Genomic DNA, 26,231 nt, shown 5'->3' on the forward strand with positions numbered 1-26,231 from the left:
TTACGGGGTTACGGTCAAAACCTTCGCCGCCCGCTCGTCGACAAGCAGACCGTCAGCACGCTGAATGAAGCGGTAAACGATCTGATCCGACGTGAAGCGGGCATCCACGCTGCGCTCAACGCGGAGCGGGCCAGCAAGGCGAACCTTGTACTTGGAAAGGTCGCCGAACAGAACCTTGTCGTCCGGCACTGCAACGTCAGTTGCCACCGGCTTGCCGTTGAAGGTGTCCGGGGCACCGGCCGTTAGTGCGCTCTGCCACAGGTATTGACCGTTGCCATCCTTCAGCTTGCGCATGGCCGCTGCGGTCCTATCGGAAACGATGAAAACCGCGTTGCCCCGATAGGACGAAGGGAGTTCATAGAACAGGTCAATGAGTGCGTCGGAAACGGTGTTGTCCTTCGCTCCCTCAGTCCACGTGGCGTCAGCATCCGGGGCGGAAGTCAGAATGCCGGTTGGCTGGCCGTTTCCAGTGCCAATGAGGAAGTGCTCACCCATGCCGTGTCCCAGTGCCGGGCCAGCGTCACCCACGAGGAAGCCGACAAGGTCCAGCGCCTGATCCTGTACGAACTCAGTGCTGACCACGGATGCATAGGCGTACTTGAACGCACCTACCGACCGCTGAACGGTCGCCGGGGTGCTTTCCGGAATGTTGGCGTTCTCCGCCACGATGCCCGCAGACGCGCGCCCCGTAACGACCGTGAAGTCAATGGACTCACCGCCGGACGTGGTGAGAATGGACGCGCCACTACGCATCACTGTCGAACGCTCGACAGCCTCAGCGAGAAGCTGACCGAACAGGGTACGCGGGATGACGTTGGAGCCCGTAGCGGTGTCCAGTACGCGCGTCTCCGGGGCGAAGGTCAGCCCCTCATTCAGCCCCAGTGAGCGCAGCTTGGAAGCCGCCTCAGCTAGCTTGTCCTGAGTGCGCTTCTTGCTTCCGGTGCCCCTGAGTCCCGCCATGAGGGCGCTGACAGACTCGGATGCCCGGATTGCCTCAACGCCTCGCTTGACACGGCCGTCGTAGTCCGCAATGGCGTCGAGCAGACGAGTCTCCGTCTCTCGCGCCTCGGCGGTCATCTCCTTGCCCGCGAACTCATCGACCAGGGCCCGAAGTTCGGCGTGCGCCTTCTCTCGCGCCTCATAATTAGCATGAAGAGTCTGTGCGTCCACTACTGGACACCCCCCTTGTGTAGCAGCGCGCGGGAAAGAATGCGCGCCGGATGATCGGCCACCGACTCACGTGAGTCGGTGGGCACGTCGGGAATGCCGAGAGTCAGCGCGATAGAGCGACTGAGCGCGGCATCGGTGGTCGGATAGGCGGGAGTGAGAACCGGGCCAAGCTCGATCACGTCCATGTGCGTGATCTCCCGAATGGGAAGCCCGGTTTCGGGGTCTAGTTCGTCATGGACGCGCTGCCCGCCGTCGCGCACTCGGAATGTGAAGCTGCTGCCGCGCACATCTCCACGCGCGAGCAGTTCGGCTAGATCACGACCTAGAGTCGTGTCGGGTAGATCGATCTCGTACCATCCGCCGTCGGCATCCTCGCCGGTGCGAAGAGTGCCCGACGATGTGCGGCCAAGGACGTTGTTTACGTCGTGGTTGAACGTCGCAAGTACGTCGTTCACCTTGAGTGAGTCGGCACCCGCGCCAGGCATAATCCGTTCACGGAAGCCGCCTAGGTTCTGGCTCAGTTCGTTGAACCGGTAGGCGTACCCACGCACTGTCAGTGCGGCGTCTGCGGATCGGATCTCAGCCGGTAGCGCTAGGCTCCTGTGTTCCGTCGTCATCAGTAGAGTCCCCCTTAGGGCCCCCGCGCGTCGGGGGTTGATCTGTTGATGGGGGCTCGATGGCAGCGAGGTTCAAGGGCACGCGGTGCGCCGCCCCTTGACCATCCGGCAAGGGCTCCAGGTCCTCCCACGCGCGCACTTCGTCAATGCTGTAAATGCCTTGCTGCAAGCCGATTGAGTACATGCCCATGCGCTCACTCGGGGCCCCACGCTGGATGCCGTCCAGACTGAACTTCACGAACTGCCGCCGGTCGGCAGTCTCCGCGTACAGAAGACGCGTGAAACCCGCTTCAATCCGCTCAAGCCACGGACGCAAAGAGAACATGGAGAAAGCTTGATTCTGCTCAGCAAGCCCCGAGCCCCAGCTAGTTGAGTTCGTGGCGTCCGCTATAAGGTGAGGCGGAACACCGAAGATCCTGGCGATTTCCGGGACCTGAAATTGGCGCGTCTGCAAGAACTGTGCTTCGTCCGGCGAGAGCGCCACTTTGGAGAACTTCGCGCCTTCGGTCAGCAGCGCAACGCGGTGCGCGTTCTCTGCCCCGGAGTTGGCCAGTCGCCACGCCTCACGCGCACGCGCCAGACCTTCCTCGGACATGGCGCCCGGCACTTCAATGAGCGCGCCCGGCATGGCGCCATTTGCGAAGAACTTCGCGCCGTAGGTCTGCGCCGCCATGGCAAGCCCAATCGACTCACGAGCGTGCGCGATTGGCGAGACCCCGGTGAATTCCCCGGGAAGCATCATTCCGGGAATGTGCAGGATCTCCCGGGTAGTGAACCACCCAAGGGCTACCTCATTACCCGTTTCGTCGTAATCCGCGACATGGAAGACCTTGCGACGCTTCCCCTCAACGACAACCGTATGGGTTTGAATGCGATTGGGGTCAAGAACCTCAAGCCCGGCAATGCGGGGACCGTCCCATAGGACAGCGAGATAGGCATTGCCGTCCAAGAGCAGCGAAAGGACAACCTGCGACAGCAAGTCGATGCGCCCAAGTCCACCCGGTTCCGCATTCGGGTAGTCCAGCCACGGCGGAGACTCGATACGCCTACGAGCGGAGTCCCGACGCGCATAGGTGGCCACCGGCAGCGTGCATATCGTCTCGCTCAACAGACGGACGCACGCGAAGACAGCCGAGACAGTCAAGGCACTATTCGCGTCAACCCGTTGACCAGCAGCCGAAACGGCACCAGGGAGGGGAAACAGGTCTGACGCAGGGTCCCACCGTGCCCGATGCTGTACCGAATCCGCCGATGAGCGCCGAAAGAGCGCACGCCAAAAGCCCATCATGAGCCACCCCCCGCGTGACTCACCGAGTCACCGACTCACGTGAGTCGGTGCCTGAGTCCCACTAGTCGTCTAGGTACTGGTCAAAGTCCCGTGCACCCACGTTGAACACGCGACCGCCTTCCTCCCATGTGGCGATCACCGCCGTTTCGATCAACTCCGGGTTGTCCTCCCGGAACATCACCGCACCATGAACCGCCAGGATCATGGCAACGGCGAGATCGATCTTTCGGCGGGAATTCGCGTGCTCCTTGGTGACGCGCGCCCCGTACTTATCCTCGCGAAGAACGGCGTTTCCAACGTGCCGTGCTAGCGCGGGATTGCCGTCATGTGACAACCTCCCGTCCCGACACGCGTCGTATACCGCTTGAGTCGCCGGAACCATGCGTTTGAGACTGTTGGTCGGGAAAGCCTCAACAGGCCACCCCTCCGCCTCAAGGTTGTCTAGCGTCTCTTCCCAGCGGTACGGGTCAGCGACAAGGTTCCGCACCGTGTACGTGTCCAGTGCTGAACGAAGAACGTCCCGCACGTCCGCCATAGGCACCCGCCAGTGCGCGTCATCCTGGGGAGCCTCCCAGTGGCCCAACACGAAGACTCGTAGGTCTGCCACCCGGCAGGCGACGAGCGCCGTGCTGTCGCCCTTCCATGAGCCGTCAAAACCCAACACAACGGCCTCTCCGGGGTTCAGGGTGTCATCGGCCGCAAGAGAGCCCCAGAGGCCGTGAGGCAGCCACGTAGAGGCTCCACGGACGAACTGCGACAGTCGGTAGATTCGGAAGCTCGCTTCCGTGCTCCGCTGAGCGGCAGCCTTGAAGTCTTCCTCGTTCAGGATCTCGTACGACGGGTTGCACGCGCGCCACACTTCGGGGTCTAGGTGGTCCACCTGTTCCCCGATGCGCGGACCCCACGACCGATAGCACAGCGTAGGGTCTACTGCCTCACCCGAATTAACGCGCTCCCCCTGTTCGCAGAGTTGCGCGAAGGGCCCGTCCGGATCGGGACCGGCAGTCGAAACCACCCACGTAATCGGCTGATATCGAGCGGCACTGCCCAGCGTCAACGCGTCGAACAGATCAGCGCTCTTACTGAACGCGTACTCGTCCAGACTTACCGCACTCGGATTAAGGCCCTGCTGCCGCCCAGCATCCGCACTCACCACTCGATAGGTGCAGTCCTTGAACCGGATTACGTCCCGCTGAACATCGCAGACAGCCGAAAGCTTGGGAGACGCGGTCACCATGCTCTTGGCCGCGTCGAAAACCATCCGAGCTTGATTCCGGTCATTGGCAGCGGCGATGATCTGACGCTGAGCGTCCGCACGGTCGGCAATCAGGTGGTACAGCATGATTGCGGCGGCAAGCGTCGACTTGCCGTTCTTCCGCGCAATGCAGACAACAACCATTCGATGCTTACGAATCCATCGACCGCGCGCATCCTGCCGAAGTTCATACGCGTCGACGAGTAGTCGCCGCTGCCATTCGAGCAGCCGAAAAGGCTGACCAGCAAAACTCCCCGTAAGGCGGCAAAACGTTTCGATCCAATTCGCCACCCGATACCCCTCACTCGGGAACGGCGCATCAGCGGGAATGTGGCGAGAGATTACGCGGTCAATACCTGCCACGCGCACCCCCAATACGACACCGACTCACGCACGTCGGTCGATACTCAGAAATCCTCAGGTCCGGCAGCGATACGGCGTGCCTCAGCCGCCACGATTCCTAGCCGCATGCGCGCTTCGGGAGTGAAACCAATGACTGTCTCGATCGCCCGTAGCTCTTTCTCCGTGGATTCCACATAGCGCATAGCAGGATGAACAACGGGCTGACCGGTTGAGCCAACGGCCATGAGACCATCCTCAGCGACAGCCGAAAGGAGTTCAGCGCGCCGGTCGTGCAGCTCCGCGTAGCGAAGGATGATGTTCCGGTCAGTCTCCGGGGAGTACGCCCCGTTCCCCGCCGTCCAGACGTTGCGCCAGACCTCGCGCCCGACGCGCTTGAGTCCAGCAGGGGCCCGGGGTGCTCGCCCTTCGTAGACCACGGGGGCGGCACTCTCGGCGGCGCCGTTAGCGTGGCCGGTGCGCATGTCGGGGCTCTTACTCCGAGACACTGACACCCCCTTAACGGGCCTTAAAGGCCCCTTAACTTCGCCCTTCTCGCGGGGTCGGAATGGCGTTTCCCCAGTAGCCGCACGGGTCAGTCGACCAAAAAAGGCGTCACACCTAGCGCGCGTTTCGGAAGCGGGGGGCGGGATCGCCAGAGGCCACGTCCGGCGAACTTCGGAAGCGCCCTACCCTTACCACGGAGTCAGAACGGACGCTTACCGAAGTCCATTGCGGTCTTGATCTTGTGGCAACGCTTGCAGAGAACCTGAACGTTGCTCGCCACGTCTTCCCCGCCAAGCGCAAGGGGCTTGATGTGGTCAATGTCCACCTGACTAGGCAGGTAGGTCACGCCACACATGGCGCACGTTCCGGCTACAGCCTTGCGTACAGCCTTGCGCAGAAGTGCCGCCGCATTGTGGCCACGGGCGATAGCCTCGCGCCGCTTGCGGTGCGCCTGACATGAACGGCCGTTCTCATAAGCCTTGTGGTGCGCGTGGCACCGCCCCCGGTGAGTTGCCCACTCTCGGCACTCAAGACACCGAATACGAATGACACACCCCCTATCGGGGAATGCCCCCATAAACATACGCCGCGAATAGCCAGGCGGTACCATTTCCACGTGACGCCAGATCAAAGCGTGAAGCAGTGCCGAGAATGCGACGTGAGCCTGCCTCCCAACAGAAAGGCACCACTATGCAGAACATGCCTCCGCTCTCAATACGCTGCCACATGGGAGAAGCGCGCACAGACAGGTGAGATCAAATGCAAACAATGCGACACACTAAAACCGGTCACATCCTTCAATCGCAATACGTATGTCTGCAAGCCATGCCATGCCGACTATGAGCGCGCCCGCCGAGCAGAGGAGGCGGAGAACAAGCGGCGCACCGGGGCTAAGCCGTACGCCGACCAACGCATGAAGCGCACCGCCCAAAACCTGGGAATCTCACCGTCTGATTTTGCCGTTGTCCGCATGAAGCCATGCGGGGCATGCGGCCACGAAGCAACCGACGAAAGACCCAACACGGGACTAGCCGACGCATCCGGAAGGTTCGCCGGAACCGTCTGCCTGTCATGCGCCCGGGGCTATGCCTTCCTGAGGAAGGACCCGGAGGTAGTACGGAGGCTTTCTGAGATGCTGGAATAGGCACCGACTCACGTGAGTCGGTGGTCGGTGGTCGCCCCGGGATTCGAACCCGGATCATCACGGTTCTAAGCCGTGCACCTCTACCGATTGGGCCAGGCGACCAAGCCCCCGGAGGGACAGAGGGCGGGGCACTCAGTCCGCCGTGCCTACAGGAAGGGTGCGCGGTATCCCCTTGCCCTCTACCTCTACTAGAGCGCAAGGGTTTACCTGAGTAGGGAAGTTGCCTCACGTGCAGCGAGACGCTTGGGTAACCCCGGTCACGGTGCGGTGGAAGCGGTGAATGAGGCGTGATTTCGGTTTGCTTATAGAGATTCTTAAGGGATACCTGAAACAAGGTAAGAACCACCGCTTCACCGCACACTTCTCGCTGTAGGTAGCCAGCCACATACACTCCGTGCTGACATCTCGACTTGCTCAACACATGCCATGCACATGTCACGACTGGTCACAACAGGACGCCGAGTCCCGCCGAGTGGTCCATACGCCCGCTCAGCGGCCGCCCTGGAGCATGGCACGGCCCCGGCAGGGGTGAGGCCCGCCGGGGCCGTGTCGCGCACTCTCAGGGGCCGCTACGCCTCCGTCTGAGTCACGACTGTCTCGTCCCCCTCCTTCCAAGGGCGCACAAACTCAAGGTCGATTCGCGCTGCAACGTCGTAGCCACCCCGGACGCGCCCTTTATGCACACCGCCCACGGACCGCACGGTGATCTTTCGGATGAACAGTTCAACGAACTTGCGTCGTTCGCTCAGATCGGCGGTTGCCCACCATGAACCTTTGCCCATGGGGTCCCCGTCCTCCGCGCCGTCCAGCCATGCGGCAAACGGCAGGGCGACGGTTTCCGGGTCGGCCAACTCCTCAAGTCGACTATCCGCCGCCGCGATTCGTCTTTCAATACGCGCCTTCGTCTTCTTGAACCGTTCCCGCCCAACTGGGCCGTCGTAGAGCCCCCCCTCTAGGTCGTCGTACAAGTCCGTTAGCGCGTTGGTGGCGTCGGCGCGCTCCGTCACTACTTGAGTCCGTTCGGCTGCCGTCTCCGGGCTCTCAATGGAACGAGAGAAAACGCGGGTCGCTTCGGACACGATTTCCAGCGTGTCAGCGTCCACGTCTTTCGCGGTAGCGCTGTGGATAAGTGCGAAGATCCGTCGGGCAATGAAGTCATCAAGGTGGCTTTGCATGACCCGGTTCAGTCCCTGGTGTTCGCCCGGCTTGCTCGGAACCGTGCTGCTGCGTGTACACAGGTAAACCGGCTTTGGCCCAGAGTTTTGGGCCTTTCCGGGTCGCCCACACTCACACGTCAGTACGGGCTTTGGCTTACGGTCCTTCTCGTCCACGCGGCGAAGACCGCTGAGAAGGCTTGTTCCACGCGCCACCCCTTCGCCCTGCCCCCGACCCAAAAGCCAGTCACGAAGCAGGAACCACTTTGCCGGGGGAATGATCGGCTCACAGATCATCTCCGGTCGACCGTCCTCATCCCGGATGATCCGGTACCCGGTCAGCGTGTTGGTTCGCGTGCCGTTCTCTCGAATCTTGTAGATTGGTTCTGCCCGCATACCAGCAATTGCCGGATTGAGAAGAATCCATTTCAGCGTTTTAACTCCCCACGTCGAGTTCTTACGCTCCTTCCCCTTTCTCTGGCCCCGTGTGGGAATGCCGCGCTTCGTCATGTCGTCGCACAACGCAGAAAGCGTTCCCATGTTGCGCTGACCACGCTTCCGGTTAACCGGTTCGTGCATGTGCCTGAAGATCAGCTCAACGATTCGGCGGATGTTCCCTGACTCATCCTTGTTGTGGACGAGACGCATAAGCGTGAGCTTGCCGTCAATGTACGGTTCAGCGTCCAAGCCATAGGGAGTCTGACCGCCAAGCCATGAACCCTTTTCCCGCTGTGCCGCCTTTACATCCCGCACCTTCTTAGACTTGACGGCCGATTCCTTGTTCACAGCGTCTAGGCGCATAATCAGATATAGCAGTGCCATTGTGTCTCGCGGCGCGAATACGCCCTCAGTGACGCTCACAATTGTGATCCCGAGCCGGTGAAGCTCAAGAACGATTGGCGCGGCGTCCTCAACTTCACGGCGAGAGAAGCGGCTCACGTCGTACACAACCAGCATATTGAAGGCGCCCGCGCGGGCGGATTTGAGCATGTCCTCAAATCCGGGGCGCTCAGCGTCCGGGTTCCACCCGGAAATGCCAATGTCTTCGTAGTGCCGCAAGAACTGGGCGTTGAGTTCGGCCGCGCGGCCCTCATTGGCTGCCCGCTGAGTGAGCGGGGAAGCCTCAGTTCTGTTGGATTTGGCGGACGACTGGCGTACATAGCTGACGGCTACGGCTTCCAGCGCCTGGGCGGACGCGAAGGTGCCAGGTACGTCGGTAAGCGGGGTGGTGACCACGCCTGCACTCCTAGGGGTCGTAGTGGACCCCTCGGGGTCACGTCCCTAGGTGGGGAGCGCAGATGTTGTCTGAACGGCGGTGCCTATGTGGCGAACCCGTAGGCGCTCCCCAGTTGGGCACCCCCGCCGCTCCCCGACCGTGAGGCCGTAGTGGAAAACCCGAACGCGTTGCCGAGGACGACAAAAGCCGTCTTCCGGCCCACGCCGGGCAGGCTGACCAGATCCTCCAGCCGGCCGGGGACCTCGCCGTCGAACCGGTCCCGCAGCGCGGTGGACAGCCCTATCAGGGACTTCGTCTTGTTGCGGAAGAAGCCGGTAGGCCGGATCAGCTCCTCCAGCTCCTCCGGTGGCGCGGCGGCCATGTCCTCGGGCGTGGGGTAGGCGGCGAAGAGGGCGGGGGTCGTCTGGTTGACCCGCAGGTCCGTCGTCTGCGCCGACAGCACGGTGGCCACGAGCAGCTGGAACGGGTTCTCGAAGTCCAGCTCGGGGTGGGCGTAGTAGTAGACGTCGGCCAGCTCCCGATTGATGCGGCGGGCGCGGCGCACCATGGCCAGCCGCGACTCCGGCTTGCCCTTCGGCTTACGGGCGGCGGGTTTGCCCTCCGACTTGGGGGCGGCGGGTTTGCCCTCCGACGGACGCGCCGCCCGCGCGGACACCTGTTCGCCCAGAGCGGAACCCTGTGATGACACCACCCGTCCGGCCCCCTTTCGATGCGCTCTCACCGGGGAACACCGGCGAGTTCGGCCACCCGGCCAGCCTAAGGGGACACGCCGACATTCGCCCGGCTCCTCGCTGATTGGCAGCCCAATCGGCCCCCTGCCGTACGCTCCCCGCGCCGCGTAGGTCAAACTTGTGACTGATCGCACTGTTTCGACGTCCGGCATCATGGGGCGGAACCTTCCATCCCCTCCATGGGCAGGTCGACAAGGAGAGAACTCGTGGACGACGTTCTGCGGCGCGCCCCCCTGTTCGCGGCGCTCGATGAAGAGCAGGCGGCTGAGCTGCGTGCCTCCATGTCCGAGACGACGCTGGCCCGTGGCGAGGCCCTGTTCCACGAAGGCGACCCCGGCGACCGCCTCTACGTGGTCACCGAAGGCAAGGTGAAGCTCCACCGCACCTCCCCCGACGGCCGCGAGAACATGCTCGCCGTGCTGGGGCCCGGTGAGCTGATCGGCGAGCTGTCCCTGTTCGACCCGGGCCCGCGCACCGCCACCGCCAGCGCCCTCACCGAGGTCAAGCTGCTCGGTCTCGGCCACGGCGACCTCCAGCCCTGGCTCAACGCGCGCCCCGAGGTCGCCATGGCGCTGCTGCGCGCCATCGCCCGACGGCTGCGCCGCACCAACGACTCGATGTCCGACCTCGTCTTCTCCGACGTGCCGGGCCGGGTCGCCAAGGCGCTGCTGGACCTCTCGCGGCGCTTCGGGGTGCAGTCCGAGGAGGGCATCCACGTGGTGCACGACCTCACGCAGGAGGAGCTGGCCCAGCTCGTCGGCGCCTCCCGCGAGACGGTCAACAAGGCCCTCGCCGACTTCGCCGGCCGAGGCTGGCTGCGGCTGGAGGCGCGCGCGGTGATCCTGCTCGACGTGGAGCGGCTGGCCAAGCGCAGCCGCTGACCGCCGCCCCTCCCCGATTCCGCCGCCTTTCCCCGGCCGGCGCCGGCCGGGGAAGGCGACGACCCCCGCTCCGCCCGCGCCTGCCCCGGGGCGGGGCCGGACGGGTCAGATAAGGCCGTGTTCCTCGAGGTAGTCCAGCTGGGCGCGGACGGACATCTCCGCGGCCGGCCACAGCGACCGGTCGACCTCCGCGTACACATGTGACACGACCTCGGCCGGCGACCGGTGACCGTTCTCCACGGCCGTCTCCACCTGCGCCAACCGGTTCGCGCGGTGCACCAGGTAGTAGTCGATCGCGCCCAGCGCGTCGTCCAGCACCGGGCCGTGCCCCGGCAGCACCGTTCTCACGCCGCGGTCGACGGTGAGGGAGCGCAGCGCCCGCAGCGAGTCCAGGTAGTCGCCGAGCCGCCCGTCCGGGTGGGCGACGACCGTGGTGCCGCGGCCCAGCACGGTGTCCCCCGAGAAGAGCGCCCGGTCGGCCGGCAGGTGCAGGCACACCGAGTCGTGGGTGTGGCCCGGAGTGGCCAGCACCCGCAGCTCCAGGCCACCGGTGGTGATCACGTCACCGGCCTCGAGCCCCTCGCCGCCCACCCGGTACGCCGGATCGGCGGCCCGTACCGGCGCCCCCGTCAGCTCGGCGAAGCGCGCCAATCCGTCGGAGTGGTCGCCGTGGCCGTGGGTGAGGAGGGTCAGGGCGACCCGGCGTCCGGCGTCCTCCACCGTCCGCACGACCGCGCGCAGGTGCTCCTCGTCCAGCGGGCCCGGGTCGATCACCACGGCCGCGTCCGAGCCGGGCTCGGCGACGATCCAGGTGTTCGTACCGTCGAGCGTCATCGGGGACGGGTTCGCGGCCCGCACGCAGACCGCCCGCTCGGTGGCCGGTCCGTCGGGAAGCGGGGCACGAGGCCGGCCGGGCGCTGCTGCGGTGCTCATACGGTGCTGATCCTCTTCTCGAACTCGTGGTGACCGGGCCAGCTGAGGACGATCTCGTCGCCTTCCATGCGGGCGGAGGCGACGATCGGCGTCAGGTCGCGGCTGCCGGCCGCCGCCAGGACATCGGCGGCGGCACGCCCCGCCGTGAGCTCCGTCAGCTCCCGGAGAGTGGCGATGGTCGGCGGCATCATCAGGAACTCGCCCCGGTCGTAGCCGGCCGCCGCGTCGGCGGGCGTCGCCCACACCGTGCGGTCGGACTCCGTGGAGACGTCGCGGGTGCGCTGCCCCGCCGGCAGCGCGGCGACGAAGAACCACGTGTCGTAGCGGCGGTCCTCGAACTCCGGGGTGATCCAGCGCGCCCAGGCGCTCAGCAGGTCGCTGCGCAGCACCAGTTTCCGCCGGGCGAGGAAGTCGGCGAAGGAGACCTCCCTGGCCACCAGGGCGCGGCGGTCGTCCTCCCAGTCGGACCCGGTCGTGTCCGCGACGACCGAGACGGCGTCCGGGCCGGCGAGCAGCACCCCGGCCTCCTCGAACGTCTCCCGGACGGCGGCGCACACGACGGCCTGCGCCTCCACGGCCGGCACACCAAGACGGTCGGCCCACTCCTCCGTCGACGGGCCCGCCCAGGCGACCTCCCCCTCGTCCCGCGGGTCGACGCCGCCTCCGGGGTAGGCGTAGGCGCCGCCTGCGAAGGCCATCGAGGTGCGCCGCCGCAGCAGGTAGACGGCCGGGCCGGTGGCGGTGGCCGCGGGCCCGGCGTCGCCGGTGGGCGGCTCGGGCGGCGGGGTGTCTCGGAGCAGCATCACGGTGGCGGCCCGGCGTGGCGTCACCGGCGTGAGTTCGCCACGCGCGTGCGCCCTGATGCGGTCCGGCCACTCGGGCGGGTACCACTGACCGTTTCTCGACATGGCCGGATCGTACGGCGCCGCAGTCGGATGTTCGAGTGTTCCCCAGGCGCCCGGCGGGCGCTCCGGCCGTCCGGGCGCCCCCGCCCTCGACCGCCCGGCGCTTTCACTCGATCAGGTGATCACTCTCTCGGGATGCCGGACGGCCTCCGACGCGGGAGAGTGGGGGAACGCCGTATTCGGGTCGCGGGTCCGAGGAGGAGACGTGTCCAAGCACCACCGGGAACACAGCAGGTTCGCCGAGCAGCAACAGCAGAAGAACACCGCCACCGAGCAGCGCGCCGCGCAGACGATGCGCGACATGCACGCGGCCGCCGCCAAGGTGCGCGGCAAGACCCAGAAGGCCACCGCCAAGCGCCAGGGCCGGTAGCCCCGGGCGGACGGCGCCGCCGGGCGCACTGGCACGCCCGGCCGGGGTTACCGGCCGGGGTTACCGGCCGGGCGTCCCTCCCCGGTCCGCCCCACCCCGCCGGATGCTCATCCACGGACAAAGGCTGAGCATCCGGCGCACTCCCGCGCGTACCCGTTCGCAAGGGCGACACGGCACGGCTGAGGAGTGGGTGCTGATGGATGACCTCTGCGACGGCTACGGCGCGAACGGTTCCCGCACTGACGCCGCGGCACCCGAACCGCTGGGCACCATGACGCTGCGGCCCGTGCCGGAGTCGGTGCCCACCGCCCGGCGGTGGTTCCGCAAACTGCTCGAGCCACACGCGCCGCACGGCTCGCCACGCTGGTCACGGGCGTTGGAGGACAGCCTGCTGATGATGTCCGAGCTCGTCACCAACGCCGTGCTCCACCCACGGGCGCAGAACTCGCGGTGGCGGGTGCGAGTGGAGTGGTGGCGGGAGGGCACCCGCTTACGGGTGACGGTCCACAGCCCCGGGCCGCCGGAGGCGGTGCGGATGCGGGCCGCCACCGAGGACGCCACCGGCGGGCGCGGCCTCCTGCTGGTGGACGCCCTCGCGTCCCGGTGGCAGGTGGCGACCGGCCGGTACGGCGGGACGGCGGTGACCTTCGAGGTGGACGACGCCTGGCCCGCCACCGAGGACGGCTGACCGCACCGGACGCGCGCGACAGACCCGAACACCACCACAACAGCACCGAACGGACCGGACAGCAGCGAGGAGGATGCGGCATGCCCATCGCCACGGTGAACCCCGCTACCGGCGAAACCCTCAGGACGTTCGAGGAGATGGACCGGGAACAGATCGAACGCCGGCTGACGGCCGCCCGCGCCGCCTTCAGGCAGCACCGGACGACCGGTTTCGGCGAGCGCGCGCGGATGCTCCTGCACGCCGCCGAGCTACTGGAGGCGGACAACGCGGACATCGCCGAGATCATCACCACCGAGATGGGCAAACCGATCGGGGCGGCCCGCGCGGAGGCGGCCAAGTGCGTCAAGGCGATGCGCTGGTACGCGCACAACGCCGCCGACCTGCTGGCCGACGAGCACCCTGCGCCCGACGACGTGGCCGACTCCGGCGCCGAACATGCCAGGGTGGTGTACCGGCCGCTGGGCGTGGTGCTGGCCGTGATGCCGTGGAACTTCCCGCTCTGGCAGGTGGTGCGCTTCGCCGCCCCCGCCCTCATGGCCGGGAACGTGGGACTGCTCAAGCACGCCTCCAACGTGCCGCAGACCGCGCTGTACCTGGAGGAGTTGTTCCGACGGGCCGGCTACCCGAAGGGCTGTTTCCAGACGCTGCTCGTCGGTTCGGACGCCGTCGAGTCCCTGCTGCGCGACGAGCGGGTGGACGCGGCCACCCTCACCGGTAGCGAGCCCGCCGGTCGGGCGGTGGCGTCGGTCGCCGGCGACGAGGTGAAGAAGACGGTGCTCGAGCTGGGCGGCAGCGACCCGTACGTCGTCATGCCCTCGGCCGACGTCGCGCGCGCTGCGGCCACCGCCGTGACGGCCCGCACCCAGAACACCGGCCAGTCGTGCATCGCGGCCAAGCGCTTCATCGTGCACTCGGACGTCTACGACGACTTCACCCGACGCTTCGTCGAAGGCATGACCGCCCTACGGGTCGGCGACCCGAAGGACGAGGACACCGAGGTCGGCCCGTTGGCGAGCGAGCGGGGCCGGTCCGATCTCGAGGAACTCGTCGACGACGCACTCGGCCTGGGCGCGACGGCGCTGTGCGGCGGCCGGCGGCCCGACGGCCTGGACCGCGGCTGGTACTACGCGCCGACCGTACTGACCGGCATCACCGACCGGATGCGCATCCACCGCGAAGAGGCGTTCGGCCCGGTGGCCTCCCTCTACCGCGCCGACAGCCTGGACGAGGCACTGGAGTTGGCCAACGACACCTCCTTCGGGCTGAGTTCGAACCTTTGGACACGGAACGAGGAGGACAGCCGGCGGTTCGTACGGGACATCAACGCCGGTGGCGTCTACGTCAACGGCATGACCGCCTCACACCCCGCGCTGCCGTTCGGCGGCGTCAAACGCTCCGGGTACGGCAGGGAGCTGGCAGGCCACGGCATCCGCGAGTTCTGCAACACCACAACCGTCTGGTTCGGCGCGCAGGCGGAAGCCGGCTGAGAGCCGGCAGCACCGGCGGGAACCGGCACCCCGCCGACGACCGGACGTCGACTCACACGCCGACCGGAAGGACGGAGAACGCCCATGGGCGACACCGCCAACCACCTCGACGTCGCCTCCCTCGACGCGCATTGGCGGGCGGCCAACTACCTCTCCTGCGGCCAGATCTACCTGATGGGCAATCCGCTGCTGAGCGAACCGCTGAGCCCGGAGCACATCAAGCCGCGGCTGCTCGGCCACTGGGGTACCACCCCCGGTCTCAATCTCGTCTACACGCATCTGAACCGGCTGATCCGCGAACGTGACCAGGACACGTTGTGCGTATGGGGACCCGGGCACGGCGGGCCGGCGATCCTCGCCGGCAGCTGGCTTGAAGGCAGCTACACCGAGTTCTACCCCGACGTGACCCGCGACCGCTCCGGCATGGAACGCTTCTTCCGACAGTTCTCCTTTCCTGGTGGGGTACCCAGCCACGCCGCACCGGACGTGCCCGGTTCGATCCACGAAGGCGGTGAGCTCGGCTACTCCCTGGCACACGCCTACGGCGCCGCGCTGGACAACCCGCAGCTACTGGTGGCCTGCGTCATCGGCGACGGAGAGGCCGAGACCGGTCCGCTGGCCGCCTCCTGGCACGGAAACAAGTTCCTCGACCCGGTACACGACGGCGCCGTCCTCCCGATCCTGCACCTGAACGGCTACAAGATCGCCAACCCGACCGTGCTCGCCCGGCTACCCGAGGCCGAACTGGACCAGTTGCTCCGCGGATACGGTCACGAGCCCCTTTACGTCACCGGTGACGTCGACGATCCGCACGCGGTGCACCACAAGCTCGCCACCGCGCTCGACTCCGCCGCCGATCGCGTCCGGGAGATCCAGCACCGGGCGCGGGTCGGCCGCGTAGCCGGTCGCCCGCGCTGGCCGATGATCGTGCTCCGCACACCCAAGGGCTGGACGGGCCCCGCCGAGGCCGACGGGAAGCCGGTGGAGGACACCTGGCGCTCGCACCAGGTCCCACTCGCAGAGGTCCGGGAGAACCACGACCACCTGCTGCGCCTGGAAGCCTGGCTGCGCTCCTATCGGCCCGGGGAACTGTTCGACGAAGCCGGCCGGCCACGTCCGCAGGTGCTGCGGTACGTACCGGACGGCGCACGACGACTCGGCGCCACCCCGCACGCCAACGGTGGGATACGGCTGCGCGAGCTCCCCGTACCGTCCCTGGAGAGGTACGGCGTACAGGTGGACAAGCCGGGCGCGAGCAGTCACGCGCCGACCCGGGTCCTCGGGTCCCTGCTCGCCGACCTGATGGCCGCCACCGCCGATCGCCGTGACTTCCGCCTGGTCGGCCCGGACGAGACGGCCTCCAACCGGCTGGACGCCGTGTACGAGACAACGGGCAAGGCATGGCAGGAACAGACACTCGCCACCGACGAGCATCTGAACCGCGACGGGCGGGTCATGGAGGTGCTGTCCGAGCACCTCTGCCAGGGCTGGCTGGAGGGCTACCTGCTCACCGGCCGCCACGGGCTCTTCTCCTCCTACGAGGCCTTCGCCCACATCGTCGCGTCCATGGCCAGTCAGCACATCAAGTGGCTCAAGAGCGCCGACGAACTCCGCTGGCGACGGCCCGTCGCCTCACTCAACTACCTCCTCACCTCCCATGTCTGGCGGCAGGACCACAACGGCTTCTCCCACCAGGACCCGGGTTTCGTGGACCACGTGTTCAACAAGAGCCCGGACTACGTACGGGTGTATCTGCCGCCGGACGCGAACACGCTGCTGGCCGTCACCGAGCACGTCCTGGGCACCCGCAACCTCGTCAACGTCGTCGTGGCCGGCAAGCAGCCCTGCTTCGACTGGATGCCGTTGGAGGACGCCAGGCGCCACTGCGCCCGAGGCGTGGGCGTGTGGCCCTGGGCCGGTACCGACGACGGCCACCGGGTTCCCGACGCCGTTCTCGCCTGCGCCGGGGACGTGCCGACCCAGGAGACGCTCGCGGCGGCCGCGCTCCTCCGCAGGCACCTTCCCGACCTCGCGGTACGGGTCGTGAACGTCGTCGATCTGGCCCGACTGCTGCCTGCCGACCAGCATCCGCACGGCATGACGGACACCGACTACGACGCGCTCTTCACCCGGGACCGCCCGGTGATCTTCGCCTACCACGGCTACCCGTGGCTCGTCCACCGCCTGACCTACCGCCGCACAGGTCACGACAACCTGCACGTACGCGGCTATCAGGAGGAGGGCAGTACCACCACCCCCTTCGACATGGTCGTGCGCAACAACCTGGACCGCTACCGGCTCGCCATGGACGTCGTCGACCGCGTTCCGGGCCTCGCCGTACACGCCGCCGATCTCCGCCAGCACCTGGCGGACGTACGCGGTCGTCACCACGAGTGGATCCGACAGCACGGCACCGATCTGCCGGAAGTCGCCGAGTGGGCCTGGCCCGGCTGACGGGCACCTCCTTCCTGTCTCATCGTTCCGGCGCCCCTCGCCCGTCCGGGTTCTTCGAACTAGGCTTCAGGGGACGCGGCGTTCCGGTGGCACCGCGTGGAAGGGACGGTCATGGCTCGGTTCGGCAAGCTCCTCAGCAGACCTGTGGTCATCAGCGGTGCCGTGGTGCTCACGCTGCTGGTGGGATTCGGGCTGTACTGGTTCCAGCCCTGGAAGCTTGTCGTCGACGAGACCGTCAACGAGTCGCTCCCGTCGGCCGCACCGACCGCCGAGCCCTCTCCCGGCACGGGCACTGACCAGGACAGCGGCGATCAGGACGCGTCCGCGACGCCGGCGCCGCCGGCCGAGCCGCGTACGCTCGTGTCAGGCGAGCTGATCAGCCACGAGCACACCACCACCGGAAGCGTGCGCGTCGTCGAGACCGCCGACGGCAACCGGATCCTTCGGCTGGAGAACCTGGACACCAGCAACGGACCCGACCTCCACGTGTGGATCACTGACGCACCTGTCATCGAGGGCCGTGGCGGCTGGCACGTCTTCGACGACGGCGAGTACGTCAACCTCGGCAAGCTGAAGGGCAACAAGGGAAGCCAGAACTACGAACTTCCCGACACCGTCGACCTGGAGCAGCTCACCAGCGTCAGCATCTGGTGCAAGCGCTTCGCCGTCAGCTTCGGAGCTGCCGAGCTGAAGCAAGCGTAGGGTCCGCGCGACGGCCGTCACGTCGGCCATGCGGTTGAACGTCGATCCACCTTCTGGCGGATAGAGGCATCATCCCTCTGGAGAACCGGAGCAAGGCCTCTGGCCTCCACCGCCCACTCATACTTTTGGCCGGTAGCCAAAGCAACCATTCGGCCGAGGCGGGAAGGCGCCTCGGCAGTGGACCGTGGACGGGACGAACAGTTCCCGCACTCGGAGAAGCCCGTGAAACGCTCCACTCTCGCCGTCCTGAGCCTCGTGGGAGGCCTCGCCTTCGTGGCTGCCGTACTGGCGGTCCTCACCGTGCCCCGGCTGCTTTCCAGCGAGTCCACGAGCCAGCGTGACACCGCGACCGGTCACGTGCCCCGCGCCGAGGTCGAACGCCAGATACGGGCCAACTACGGCCTCCCGGTCATCGAGAAGAAGCCGCGGGAGGTGCGCTGCGAGGACGAACTGCGGCCGCGTGCGGAGCAGCCCCTCATGTGCGAGGTCACCCTCGAGGACGGCACGACCCAGAACATCGCGGTCTCGGTCACCGGGACCGACGGTGAGCGGGTCTCCTACGACTACGTGCTGCTGGAGGGCTGAACAGCATGAACGCCGTGAACGCCGTCTCGCACACCCCAGCGCACACCCCAGCGCACACCCCAGCACCCGAGACCACGTCCGGCGCTGGCGCCGGACGCCCACGCATCCACTCCCTGGACGCCCTTCGGGGATTCGCACTCTGCGGCATCCTGCTGGTCAACATCCCGCAGATCGTCTCGCTCGCCGCCGGGCCCCGCCCCGGTGAACTCCACCCGATCCGTGAGGCTCTGGACCTGCTGGTCCAGCACCGGTTCTTCCCGATCTTCTCCTTCCTCTTCGGCCTGAGCTTCGTGCTCTTCTACGAGAGCGCGGCAGCCCGCGGCGCCAACGCTCGTCTCCTCCTGCTCCGCCGGCTGCTCGCGCTCGGCGTCCTCGGCGGGCTGCACCAGCTGCTGCATCCGGGCGAGGCGCTGCTCCCCTACGCCCTCGCCGGTCTGGTGGTGCTGCTGCCCTCAACATGGCTGCCGCGCTGGGCGGTCCTGCTCGCGGGCCTCGCGGCGACCGTGGCGGGGCTGATACTCGCCAGTGGCGGCATGGCCCTGATACCCGGGCTCTTCCTGCTGGGTGCCGCAACCGCCAGGTACGGCATACCGGACACACTGCAGGACCGGGGTCGGCAGCTCACCCTTCTCCTCGCGATCACCGCGCCGACCGCCGTCGCCGCCACCATCTGGCAGCACAGGACGTGGCTGGAGCCGATCGCCATGAAGTCCGCCGCCGTCGCGGGGCTGCTGGCCGCGATCGCCTACGTCTGCGGATTTCTGCTGCTGTTGCAGAGCCCGCTGGGGCGCCCGCTCAAGGCCGTGTTCAGCCCGCTCGGTCGGATGGCGCTCACCAACTACGTAGGCGGAACCCTTGTTGTCGTGGCTGCGGCGCCGCTTCTCGGCCTCTCGGACTCCATGCGTTGGGCCGGCGCCCTCGCTCTCGCCGCCGGCACGCTGACCGCGCAGGCCGTGTTCAGCCACTGGTGGCTGGCTCGCCACCGGTACGGGCCGCTCGAGTGGGCATGGCGACGAGTGACCTGGTGGCACTGGAGCAAAGAAAGCCGAGCCCGCGGAAGCCGAGCCCACAGGAGCTGAGCACCCGGAAGCGGCGGCGCGCCGGGCAGCGGCACCGCCGCTCTCGCCCTCAGCCGTCCCGCATCCGGCCAGTCCGCCAGGCCCACGCCGCGATCTCCACCCGGTTACGGGCGTCCAACTTCAACTGAACACTCGTGAGGTGGGTTTTCACCGTGGACAGGGAGATGTGCAGCTCCGCTGCGATCTCCTGGTTCGTCCGGCCATGAGCCACCAGCCGCACCACCTCCGCCTCCCGCTCCGAGAGCGGAACAGGAGGCGTGTCGGCGGTGGAGCCGTGATCGAGATTCCTGAGCAGGCGGAGTGTGACGGCCGGGGAGACCAGCCCGTCGCCCCGGGCCGCCGCCCGCACTGCCTCGACCAACAGCGCCGGACCCGCGTCCTTGAGGAGGAAGCCGACAGCACCTCCCCGTAGCGCCCCGTACAGATAGTCGTCCTGATCAAAGGTGGTGACCACAACAACCCGAAGCGGCTCGGCGACGTCCGGCCCGGCCAGCCGTCTGGTGACCTCCAGCCCGTCCAGCCTGGGCATCCGGACGTCGACCAGGCAGACATCCGGACGCAACCGACGGGCCAGCTCCACACACCGCGCGCCGTCGGCGGCCTCGCCGACGACCTCGATCCCGGGCTGAGCCTCCAGAATCAGCCGGAAGCCCGTTCGGACCATCTCCTGGTCGTCCGCGATCAGAACCCGCGTCACGGCATCGCTCATCCGACTGACCCTCCCGACTCCAGCACCGGAAACCTTCCGACCACCCGCCAGCCCCCGCTCTCCGTCGGCCCCACGTCCAGTCCACCGCCCACCGCCTCGACCCGCTCCCGTAGACCCACCAGACCGAAGCCACCGCGTCCGCCGGGCGGCGGAGTACGGTCAGCCGGCCCGTTCACGACACGCACCACCAGCCACGCGCCCTCCCGGTGGCCCTCCGACAGTCCCATCGTCACCCGGACGCCGGGGGCGCCCGGAGCGTGGCGAGCGACGTTGGTCAGCGCCTCCTGTACCAGGCGATGCACTGACGTCTCCACCTCCGGAGCGAGGCGCACCGACCTCGCGTCGGCCGCGACCTCAAGCGTGGCCGTGCCGCCGCCCTCCCGTTCCCCGAACACCGACACCAGCACACCGAGTTCGGTCAGCAAGTTCTCCGGCCGCACCGTGCCGCCGTCCTCCTCCCGCAGCACCCGCACCAGCCGGCGCATCGACTCCAGCGTCTCCGCACCAGCCCGTTCGATGCCCTCGAGCAGCGGATCCAGCCGTTCGGGTGCCGTCTCCCGGATGGTCCGCGCCGCCTGTGCCTGCACCACGATGCCGGTGACGTGGTGCGCGACGAAGTCATGCAGGTCGCGCGCCAGTTCCAGCCGCTCACGCTCCCGGACTCGGTGGACGGCCTGGGCCCGCCGGTTGTCCAGCCCTCGCAGGTAGCCGCCCAGTCCCACGGCCCCACCGGCCGCCAACGTCAGCAGGAAGGCGAACGTGATCTCGTCACCACCCCCGGAGATCCGCAGCGGCGCGGCGATCACAGCCGCGCCCACCAGCAGGCACAGCCCCACGGCTTCCGGCATCGGAGCCGACCGCGCGGCCCCGACCAGCAACGTCAGCAGGGCCGCACTCTCCATCAACCCCCAACTACCGGCCTCACCCGAACGGAGCAGCAGCAACGTGACCCCGGCCGACACCGCGAAGGCGGCCAGGACCCGCCAGCGGATCACCGTGCTCTCGGCGACGCGACCCGGCCACCACCGCCCGGGTGCCAGCACCAGCAACGCCACCAGCGGGCCGCCGAGCAGCGGCGGCCAGACCCACACGTGCCGACTGGTCAACACGTCCAGCAGCCACAGCAGCGTGAAACCGGCGACCAGCAACACGGTCGTTGATCTTCGCCGCCCGGCCTCCTCCACGTTCTCCACGTCGCGACCCTACGCCGGGCGTCGGCAGCGCCCGGGCCGGCCGGGCGGAGCGCCGCACGCGACCCGGGCGGAACGTCTCCTGCCAGGTTTTCCTCCTAGGGAGCAGAAAACCTGGCAGGAGCGGGCCGGGCGGGTGGACGATGGGGGCACAGGCACCGCGCCGGGACGGTGCCGGGAGGAGTGGCCATGGGCGGCGGTGGCGAGCTGTGGGCCGCCCGTGAGAGGGCCACCACGTCCGCTCCCACGGGTGGGCTGCTCGAGGTGCTCGGGGTGGCGGCCGTGGTGCTCGACGACAAGGGCCGCATCGTCTTCTGGAGCCCGCAGGCCGAGCGCCTGCTGGGTTACTCGGCCGACGAGGCGCTGGGCGCGTACGCGGCTCGGCTGATGATCGCCGAGGAGCACTTCGACATGGTCGTGAAGCTCTTCGAGCAGGTCATGAGCAGCGGGGAGGGCTGGGCCGGGGTCTTCCCCGTGCGCCACAAGGACGGCAGCATCAAGAACCTCGAGTGGCGCAACATGCGCCTCCTGGACGACCTCGGCGACTACTACGCGCTCGGCATCGCCACCGACCAGGAAACCCTCCGCAAGGTGGAGCGCGACCTGGCCCTGTCGGTCCGGCTGGTCGACCAGTCCCCCATCGGGCTTGCCGTCTTCGACACGAACCTGCGCTACGTCGCCGTGAACGACGCGCTGGTCCGCATCGACGGCATCGACGCGGCGGGGCACCTCGGCCGGCGTGTCGGGGAGATCCTGCCGTCGGTCGACGCGGATGCGGTCGAGATGAAGATGCGGCGGGTTCTGGCGAGCGGTGAGCCGCTGCTAGACCACGAGATCACCGGTCGGACGCCGGCCGACCCGGACAACGACCACGCCTGGTCGGTCTCCCTGTACCGGCTGGACGACGTCGGTGGCCGGGTCATCGGTCTCGCGGTCTCCGCGATCGACGTCACCGACCGGCACCTCGCGACGCTGGAGATCGAGCGGGCCCGCCACCGGCTGGCGCTCGTCGCGGACGCGTCGGTGCGGATCGGCACCACGCTGGACCTGGAGCAGACCGCCCGGGAGCTGGCCGACGTGGCCGTGCCCGAGCTGGCCGACATCGCCGCCGTCGACGTGCTCGACACCGTGCTGCGCGGTCGCCCCTCGCCGGACAACGGCCCCGCGGTGATCCAGGCGCTGGCCGTCGCCGCCGCCTACGACACGGTCGCCGTGGACGCCGCCGACCCGCCGGGCGAACCGGCGCGCTACGACGCGGACCGGCTGGTCACCCGCTGTGTACGGACCGCCGAGCCGGTGCGGGTGGCGCTGCTGGACGACGACGCGCTGTCGTGCGTCGCACGCGACGAGCGGGCCGCGGCGCTGCTCGCCAAGGCGGGGGTCCACTCCTATCTCGCGGTACCGCTGATCGCCCGGGGCGAGGTTCTCGGCGCGCTGGACCTCAAGCGCGCCCGCAACCCGCTGCCCTTCACCGAGGACGACACGCTGCTCGCCTGCGAGCTGGCCGCCCGGGCGGCCGTGTGCATCGACAACGCGCGCCTCTACCGTCAGCAGCGGGAGACCGCGCTGGCCCTCCAGCGCAGCATGCTGCCCCGCAAGCCGAGCCACCTCGCCGGGCTGCAGGTCGCCTCGCGCTACCAGCCCGCCGGTTCGGCCTTCGAGGTCGGCGGCGACTGGTTCGACGTGCTGCCGCTGCAGGGCGAGAAGACCGCCCTGGTCGTCGGGGACGTGATGGGCAGCGGCATCAACGCGGCCACCACGATGGGGCGGCTGCGCACCGCCACCCAGACGCTCTCCCGTATCGACCTGGAGCCCGTCGAGGTACTGCGCCACCTCGACGACATCACCGTCGGACTCGATCCCTACATCGCCACCTGCGTCTACGCCGTCTACGACCCGCGTGAGGGCCGCTGCCGGGTCGCGTCCGCCGGCCACCTCCCCCCGGTCCTGGTCTCCGCCCAGGGCACGCCACGTCTGCTCGAGTTGCCGAGCGGCGCCCCGCTCGGCGTCGGCAACACGGTGTTCGAGAGCGTGACGGTCGATCTCGCGCCGGGCGACCGGCTTGTTCTGTACACGGACGGCCTGGTGGAGACGCGGGACGAGGACATCGACGTCAGGATCCAGGCCCTGGTGACCCTGCTGGGCTCCGCTGACGGGTCGTTGGAGGAGGTCTGCGACCTCCTCCTCCGGGAATTGCGCCACCCCAGCGAGGACGACGACGTGGCCCTGCTGATCGCCGCCGCGGACGGCGCGGGGCGCCGCTGACCCGACACAGCGGCGCCTTCGCCCGCTCGTCGCCCATTGCCTCGATCAGGTGAATGTGGCCCGGCGCCATCGGGTCTGCCCGAAGGCCGGTCCGAGTCGTACGGGCCCCGGGGTTCTGGTGCGCCGTCCCCGACCTCGTCCCGATCTCGCCCGGCCCGGCCGTTCCACGGCCGCGCGGGATTCCGTCCGCACCGCCCTAGACTCTGCCGCCGCCGACCGAGGACGAGCGTGCCCGGGGCGCCGAACAACAAACGACGAGCGACGAACGAGAACGGCGAGCGGCGAGCGGCGAGCGGCCGGGCAGGTGGGGAGAGGGGAGACCGGGTGAGTCAGCAGGATGGCGAACCACGCGTCGACGAGAGCGAGTTGATGGACATCACCGGGGATCCGGCACATGCCCGGGTACTCAGGGAGTCGTTGGAGAAGCTGGCCGACGGGGTCGCCGGGGAGACGCTTCGTGAGTTCGCGACCGAGGTGCTGGCCGGCCGGGTCGCGCTGCGGGACGCCGTCCGCGTTCCGGCCTACGGCGACGCCCTCGTGGTGGGTGGGCGTGCGTTCCACGACGAGTGGTCCCGGCTCTCGGAGGCCGAACGGCAGCTCCTCGCCGCCGAGGGCGACCGCCTTCTGGAGAGCAAGGAGCGGGAGATGGCCGCAGCCCGCCGAACCGCGGCCGAGCGGCGGCAGTCCGGGCGACAGCGGCGATCCCGGCACGACGGCCGAGGCTGGTCGCCTTACTGAGCCCTGCGGCGCACACCACCCGTCGCACCCCGTCCGTCACCCGCCATCGCACCGAAGGGGCGAGACGCCCATGGCCTTCCGGGTCGAACCGACCGACATCAGCGCCTACGGCCGGCAGATCGGGCGCGCCCACTCGGACATCGCCGCCGGGCGTCGGCATCTGGAGAAGGGGACCGAGGTCGACTCGTCGTTCCCCAGCGAGCTCTGGCAGCTCGTCGTCGGCAGGCACGGCACACAGGTCGCCCAGGCCCGCCACGCGATGAGGGCCCTCGAGCGGGCCGTGGCGGCGTGCGAGCGGGAGCTGGTCGGCACCGCCCGGTACTACCGGCTGACCGACCACGAGGAAGCCGCCCGGGTGGACCGCACCTACCCGGGCGGACGGGCCGAACGTCCGGCGAACGGGCCGACGGGAAGCCGCGACTTCCGGGACGTCGCCGAGCCGACCGCCGAACTCCCCGGCGGGACGTCCGGTGTCCTCGACAGCGTGAAACAGGGTGTGAAGGACCGCTACGACGGGCTGGTCGGTTCCCGGGTCGACGGCGTGGTCGGCGGGGGCGGCAACCCCGCGCTCGGAGTCCTGGGGGTGGGCCTCGATCTGGTGAGCCCTTCGACGCTTGTCAACGAAGGGCTCAAGCTCGCCTTCGACTTCGATCTCTTCGGCGAGGCCGCGAAGCTCGTCGCGGGGGACTGGGCGAGCTACGAGTCCTGTGCGGCGACGTGGTCGCAGGTCGGCCGCCTGTGCGGGAAGGTCGCCGACAACGTGGCCGCGGGGAACAACCAGCTCAGCGAGAGCTGGACGGGCAACGCCGCCGACACGCGCTGGGAGTATTTCGAAGGCCTAGCCGGCAAGCTGACCGGGACCGGGGGCTGCCTCCTCGATCTGGAGCGGGCCTACGAGCAGGTCGCCGCAGCCGTCGCGCAGTTCGCGGAGGGCATGAAGGCAGCCCTGCTGTTCATCAGCGACCTGGCGATCGCGGCGGCCGTGGAGGCGGCGGCCGCGGCGGGAGCCGCCGCCACCGGTGTCGGCCTGGTGCTGACCGGCGGCGCGGCGGCGCTGATCGCCGCCAAGGTCGCGATGATGATCAGCCGCTGGTCCGACGTCATCAACGCGTTGACGGTGCTGTACGCGACGGTCAACGCCGTCTTCGGCGCGGGCGACGCCGTACTGAACGGTCAGCTGGACGCGGTGAGGTCCTTCCCCCTCCCCTGCTCCGCCTACGACCACCAGGCCGTCTGAGCCACACCCCGGCAGACTGGTCGGATGTCAGGGCCGCCGCAGGAGCAGGCGCGTCGAACCTCCCGCAGTCCCGCTGTCGCTAGCGCTACCGCTACCGCCGCCTTCGTCGCAGCGTTGCTGGTCACCCTGTGGTGGCCCTTCACAGGCTTGGGCACCGAGAACTTCGGCGGCAACTGTCTCTTCCACTTCGGCGAGACCGGGCGTCGGGCGGAGCACTGCCACCAGGTGAACGACCGCGCTCGTGGGGCGCTGCCCCTCCTTGTACTGGGCGCTTGGGCGAGCGCCGTTGTGACGCTCGTCTACTCCGGTGGTCGGCGTTGGCCTCACCGTGCGGGATTGGCCGCGGCGTTCGGTTGCCTCGCCGTGGCCGCTCTCCTCGGTTGGCATGCCGTGGTGGTCTCCTCGCCCTGACCACCCTCGGCGTGGTGAGGGCGAAGGGTTGGTTAGAGTCCGAAGGTCGGATGTGTCGGGTCTGAGTGTGGGATGTGGTGGGTGTGAGGGTCGGGCGTGGGGCGGTGGTGGCCGCTGCGGTGGCGCTCGTGGGCGTGGTGGGGATTCTGGTGTGG

22 protein-coding genes, 1 tRNA gene and 1 pseudogene are annotated in these 26,231 nt (G+C 68.1%); 11 read left to right on the forward strand and 13 right to left on the reverse strand.

Annotated features, from left to right (window positions below; genetic code table 11):
• The 9 genes and pseudogenes from FNX44_RS00195 to FNX44_RS00235 form a co-directional block, all read right to left on the reverse strand.
• Window positions 1-1,170 (reverse strand): phage major capsid protein, encoded by a 1,170-nt coding sequence (locus FNX44_RS00195; RefSeq protein ID WP_143645709.1) that lies wholly within the window; start codon window positions 1,168-1,170, stop codon window positions 1-3.
• Complete coding sequence (locus FNX44_RS00200) at window positions 1,170-1,787, reverse strand: HK97 family phage prohead protease (protein ID WP_143645711.1); 618 nt, start codon at window positions 1,785-1,787, stop codon at window positions 1,170-1,172. The genes FNX44_RS00195 and FNX44_RS00200 overlap by 1 nt, the downstream gene beginning before the upstream one ends.
• Window positions 1,750-3,075, reverse strand: coding sequence for a phage portal protein (locus tag FNX44_RS00205; protein ID WP_323368976.1), 1,326 nt, complete (start codon window positions 3,073-3,075; stop codon window positions 1,750-1,752). The genes FNX44_RS00200 and FNX44_RS00205 overlap by 38 nt, the downstream gene beginning before the upstream one ends.
• A 61-nt stretch (window positions 3,076-3,136) precedes the next feature.
• Window positions 3,137-4,621 carry a terminase large subunit domain-containing protein gene (locus FNX44_RS00210; protein ID WP_323368977.1) on the reverse strand — a complete coding sequence of 495 codons (1,485 nt, stop codon included), beginning with the start codon at window positions 4,619-4,621 and terminating at the stop codon, window positions 3,137-3,139.
• 116 nt (window positions 4,622-4,737) lie between these two features.
• Entirely contained in the window at window positions 4,738-5,109 is a 372-nt protein-coding gene (locus FNX44_RS29815; protein ID WP_407699152.1) for a phage terminase small subunit P27 family, read from the reverse strand.
• 266 nt (window positions 5,110-5,375) lie between these two features.
• The gene (locus FNX44_RS29595; RefSeq protein ID WP_323368978.1) at window positions 5,376-5,786 is read right to left on the reverse strand and encodes an HNH endonuclease; all 411 of its coding nucleotides are present in this window, start codon (window positions 5,784-5,786) and stop codon (window positions 5,376-5,378) included.
• A 562-nt stretch (window positions 5,787-6,348) separates the two neighbouring features.
• Window positions 6,349-6,422: transfer RNA gene (locus FNX44_RS00225), tRNA-Leu, on the reverse strand.
• Window positions 6,423-6,889: 467 nt separating this feature from the next.
• Window positions 6,890-8,710, reverse strand: a complete 1,821-nt coding sequence (locus FNX44_RS00230) for a recombinase family protein (RefSeq protein WP_143645717.1) — start codon at window positions 8,708-8,710, stop codon at window positions 6,890-6,892.
• Window positions 8,711-8,868: 158 nt separating this feature from the next.
• Window positions 8,869-9,378 (reverse strand): annotated as a pseudogene (locus FNX44_RS00235) (endonuclease III domain-containing protein); the annotation flags it as partial.
• A 270-nt stretch (window positions 9,379-9,648) separates the two neighbouring features.
• On the opposite strand from FNX44_RS00235, the gene FNX44_RS00240 reads away from it, so the two are divergent.
• On the forward strand, window positions 9,649-10,323 hold the full coding sequence (locus FNX44_RS00240) for a Crp/Fnr family transcriptional regulator (protein ID WP_143645719.1): 675 nt from the start codon (window positions 9,649-9,651) through the stop codon (window positions 10,321-10,323).
• Window positions 10,324-10,428: 105 nt separating this feature from the next.
• Here the strand turns inward: FNX44_RS00240 and FNX44_RS00245 are convergent, their stop codons facing one another.
• The gene (locus tag FNX44_RS00245) at window positions 10,429-11,256 is read right to left on the reverse strand and encodes an MBL fold metallo-hydrolase (protein ID WP_143645720.1); all 828 of its coding nucleotides are present in this window, start codon (window positions 11,254-11,256) and stop codon (window positions 10,429-10,431) included.
• On the reverse strand, window positions 11,253-12,164 hold the full coding sequence (locus FNX44_RS00250; RefSeq protein WP_143645722.1) for an NUDIX hydrolase: 912 nt from the start codon (window positions 12,162-12,164) through the stop codon (window positions 11,253-11,255). Before FNX44_RS00250 ends, FNX44_RS00245 begins: the two co-directional genes overlap by 4 nt.
• Before the next feature lie 202 nt (window positions 12,165-12,366).
• On the opposite strand from FNX44_RS00250, the gene FNX44_RS00255 reads away from it, so the two are divergent.
• From FNX44_RS00255 to FNX44_RS00285, 7 genes are all read left to right on the forward strand, one after another.
• Window positions 12,367-12,531 carry a hypothetical protein gene (locus FNX44_RS00255; protein WP_153506654.1) on the forward strand — a complete coding sequence of 55 codons (165 nt, stop codon included), beginning with the start codon at window positions 12,367-12,369 and terminating at the stop codon, window positions 12,529-12,531.
• 196 nt (window positions 12,532-12,727) lie between these two features.
• The gene (locus FNX44_RS00260; RefSeq protein WP_143645724.1) at window positions 12,728-13,219 is read left to right on the forward strand and encodes an ATP-binding protein; all 492 of its coding nucleotides are present in this window, start codon (window positions 12,728-12,730) and stop codon (window positions 13,217-13,219) included.
• An 80-nt stretch (window positions 13,220-13,299) separates the two neighbouring features.
• Window positions 13,300-14,706 (forward strand): NADP-dependent succinic semialdehyde dehydrogenase, encoded by a 1,407-nt coding sequence (locus tag FNX44_RS00265; protein ID WP_143645726.1) that lies wholly within the window; start codon window positions 13,300-13,302, stop codon window positions 14,704-14,706.
• Between the two features lie 84 nt (window positions 14,707-14,790).
• On the forward strand, window positions 14,791-17,160 hold the full coding sequence (locus tag FNX44_RS00270) for a phosphoketolase family protein (RefSeq protein ID WP_143645728.1): 2,370 nt from the start codon (window positions 14,791-14,793) through the stop codon (window positions 17,158-17,160).
• Window positions 17,161-17,271: 111 nt separating this feature from the next.
• The gene (locus tag FNX44_RS00275) at window positions 17,272-17,862 is read left to right on the forward strand and encodes a DM13 domain-containing protein (RefSeq protein WP_143645730.1); all 591 of its coding nucleotides are present in this window, start codon (window positions 17,272-17,274) and stop codon (window positions 17,860-17,862) included.
• A 222-nt stretch (window positions 17,863-18,084) separates the two neighbouring features.
• The gene (locus FNX44_RS00280) at window positions 18,085-18,447 is read left to right on the forward strand and encodes a DUF4333 domain-containing protein (protein ID WP_173019077.1); all 363 of its coding nucleotides are present in this window, start codon (window positions 18,085-18,087) and stop codon (window positions 18,445-18,447) included.
• A 5-nt stretch (window positions 18,448-18,452) separates the two neighbouring features.
• Window positions 18,453-19,526 (forward strand): DUF418 domain-containing protein, encoded by a 1,074-nt coding sequence (locus FNX44_RS00285; protein ID WP_143645733.1) that lies wholly within the window; start codon window positions 18,453-18,455, stop codon window positions 19,524-19,526.
• A gap of 49 nt (window positions 19,527-19,575) precedes the next feature.
• On the opposite strand, the gene FNX44_RS00290 is transcribed toward FNX44_RS00285, so the two are convergent.
• Together FNX44_RS00290 and FNX44_RS00295 are read right to left on the reverse strand one after the other, a co-directional pair.
• Window positions 19,576-20,235 (reverse strand): response regulator, encoded by a 660-nt coding sequence (locus FNX44_RS00290; protein WP_143645735.1) that lies wholly within the window; start codon window positions 20,233-20,235, stop codon window positions 19,576-19,578.
• Entirely contained in the window at window positions 20,232-21,428 is a 1,197-nt protein-coding gene (locus FNX44_RS00295; RefSeq protein WP_143645736.1) for a sensor histidine kinase, read from the reverse strand. Before FNX44_RS00295 ends, FNX44_RS00290 begins: the two co-directional genes overlap by 4 nt.
• Before the next feature lie 186 nt (window positions 21,429-21,614).
• Between FNX44_RS00295 and FNX44_RS00300 the strand changes: the two genes are divergently transcribed.
• The 3 genes from FNX44_RS00300 to FNX44_RS00310 all read left to right on the forward strand — a co-directional run bounded on the left by FNX44_RS00300 (window position 21,615) and on the right by FNX44_RS00310 (window position 25,665).
• Window positions 21,615-23,690, forward strand: coding sequence for a SpoIIE family protein phosphatase (locus FNX44_RS00300; RefSeq protein ID WP_143645738.1), 2,076 nt, complete (start codon window positions 21,615-21,617; stop codon window positions 23,688-23,690).
• Between the two features lie 324 nt (window positions 23,691-24,014).
• Entirely contained in the window at window positions 24,015-24,428 is a 414-nt protein-coding gene (locus FNX44_RS00305) for a hypothetical protein (protein WP_143645740.1), read from the forward strand.
• Window positions 24,429-24,498: 70 nt separating this feature from the next.
• Entirely contained in the window at window positions 24,499-25,665 is a 1,167-nt protein-coding gene (locus tag FNX44_RS00310; protein ID WP_143645742.1) for a WXG100-like domain-containing protein, read from the forward strand.
• Window positions 25,666-26,231: the final 566 nt, after the last annotated feature.

This window comes from Streptomyces alkaliterrae (assembly GCF_007097205.2).
In the GTDB taxonomy this organism is placed as follows: domain Bacteria; phylum Actinomycetota; class Actinomycetes; order Streptomycetales; family Streptomycetaceae; genus Streptomyces; species Streptomyces alkaliterrae.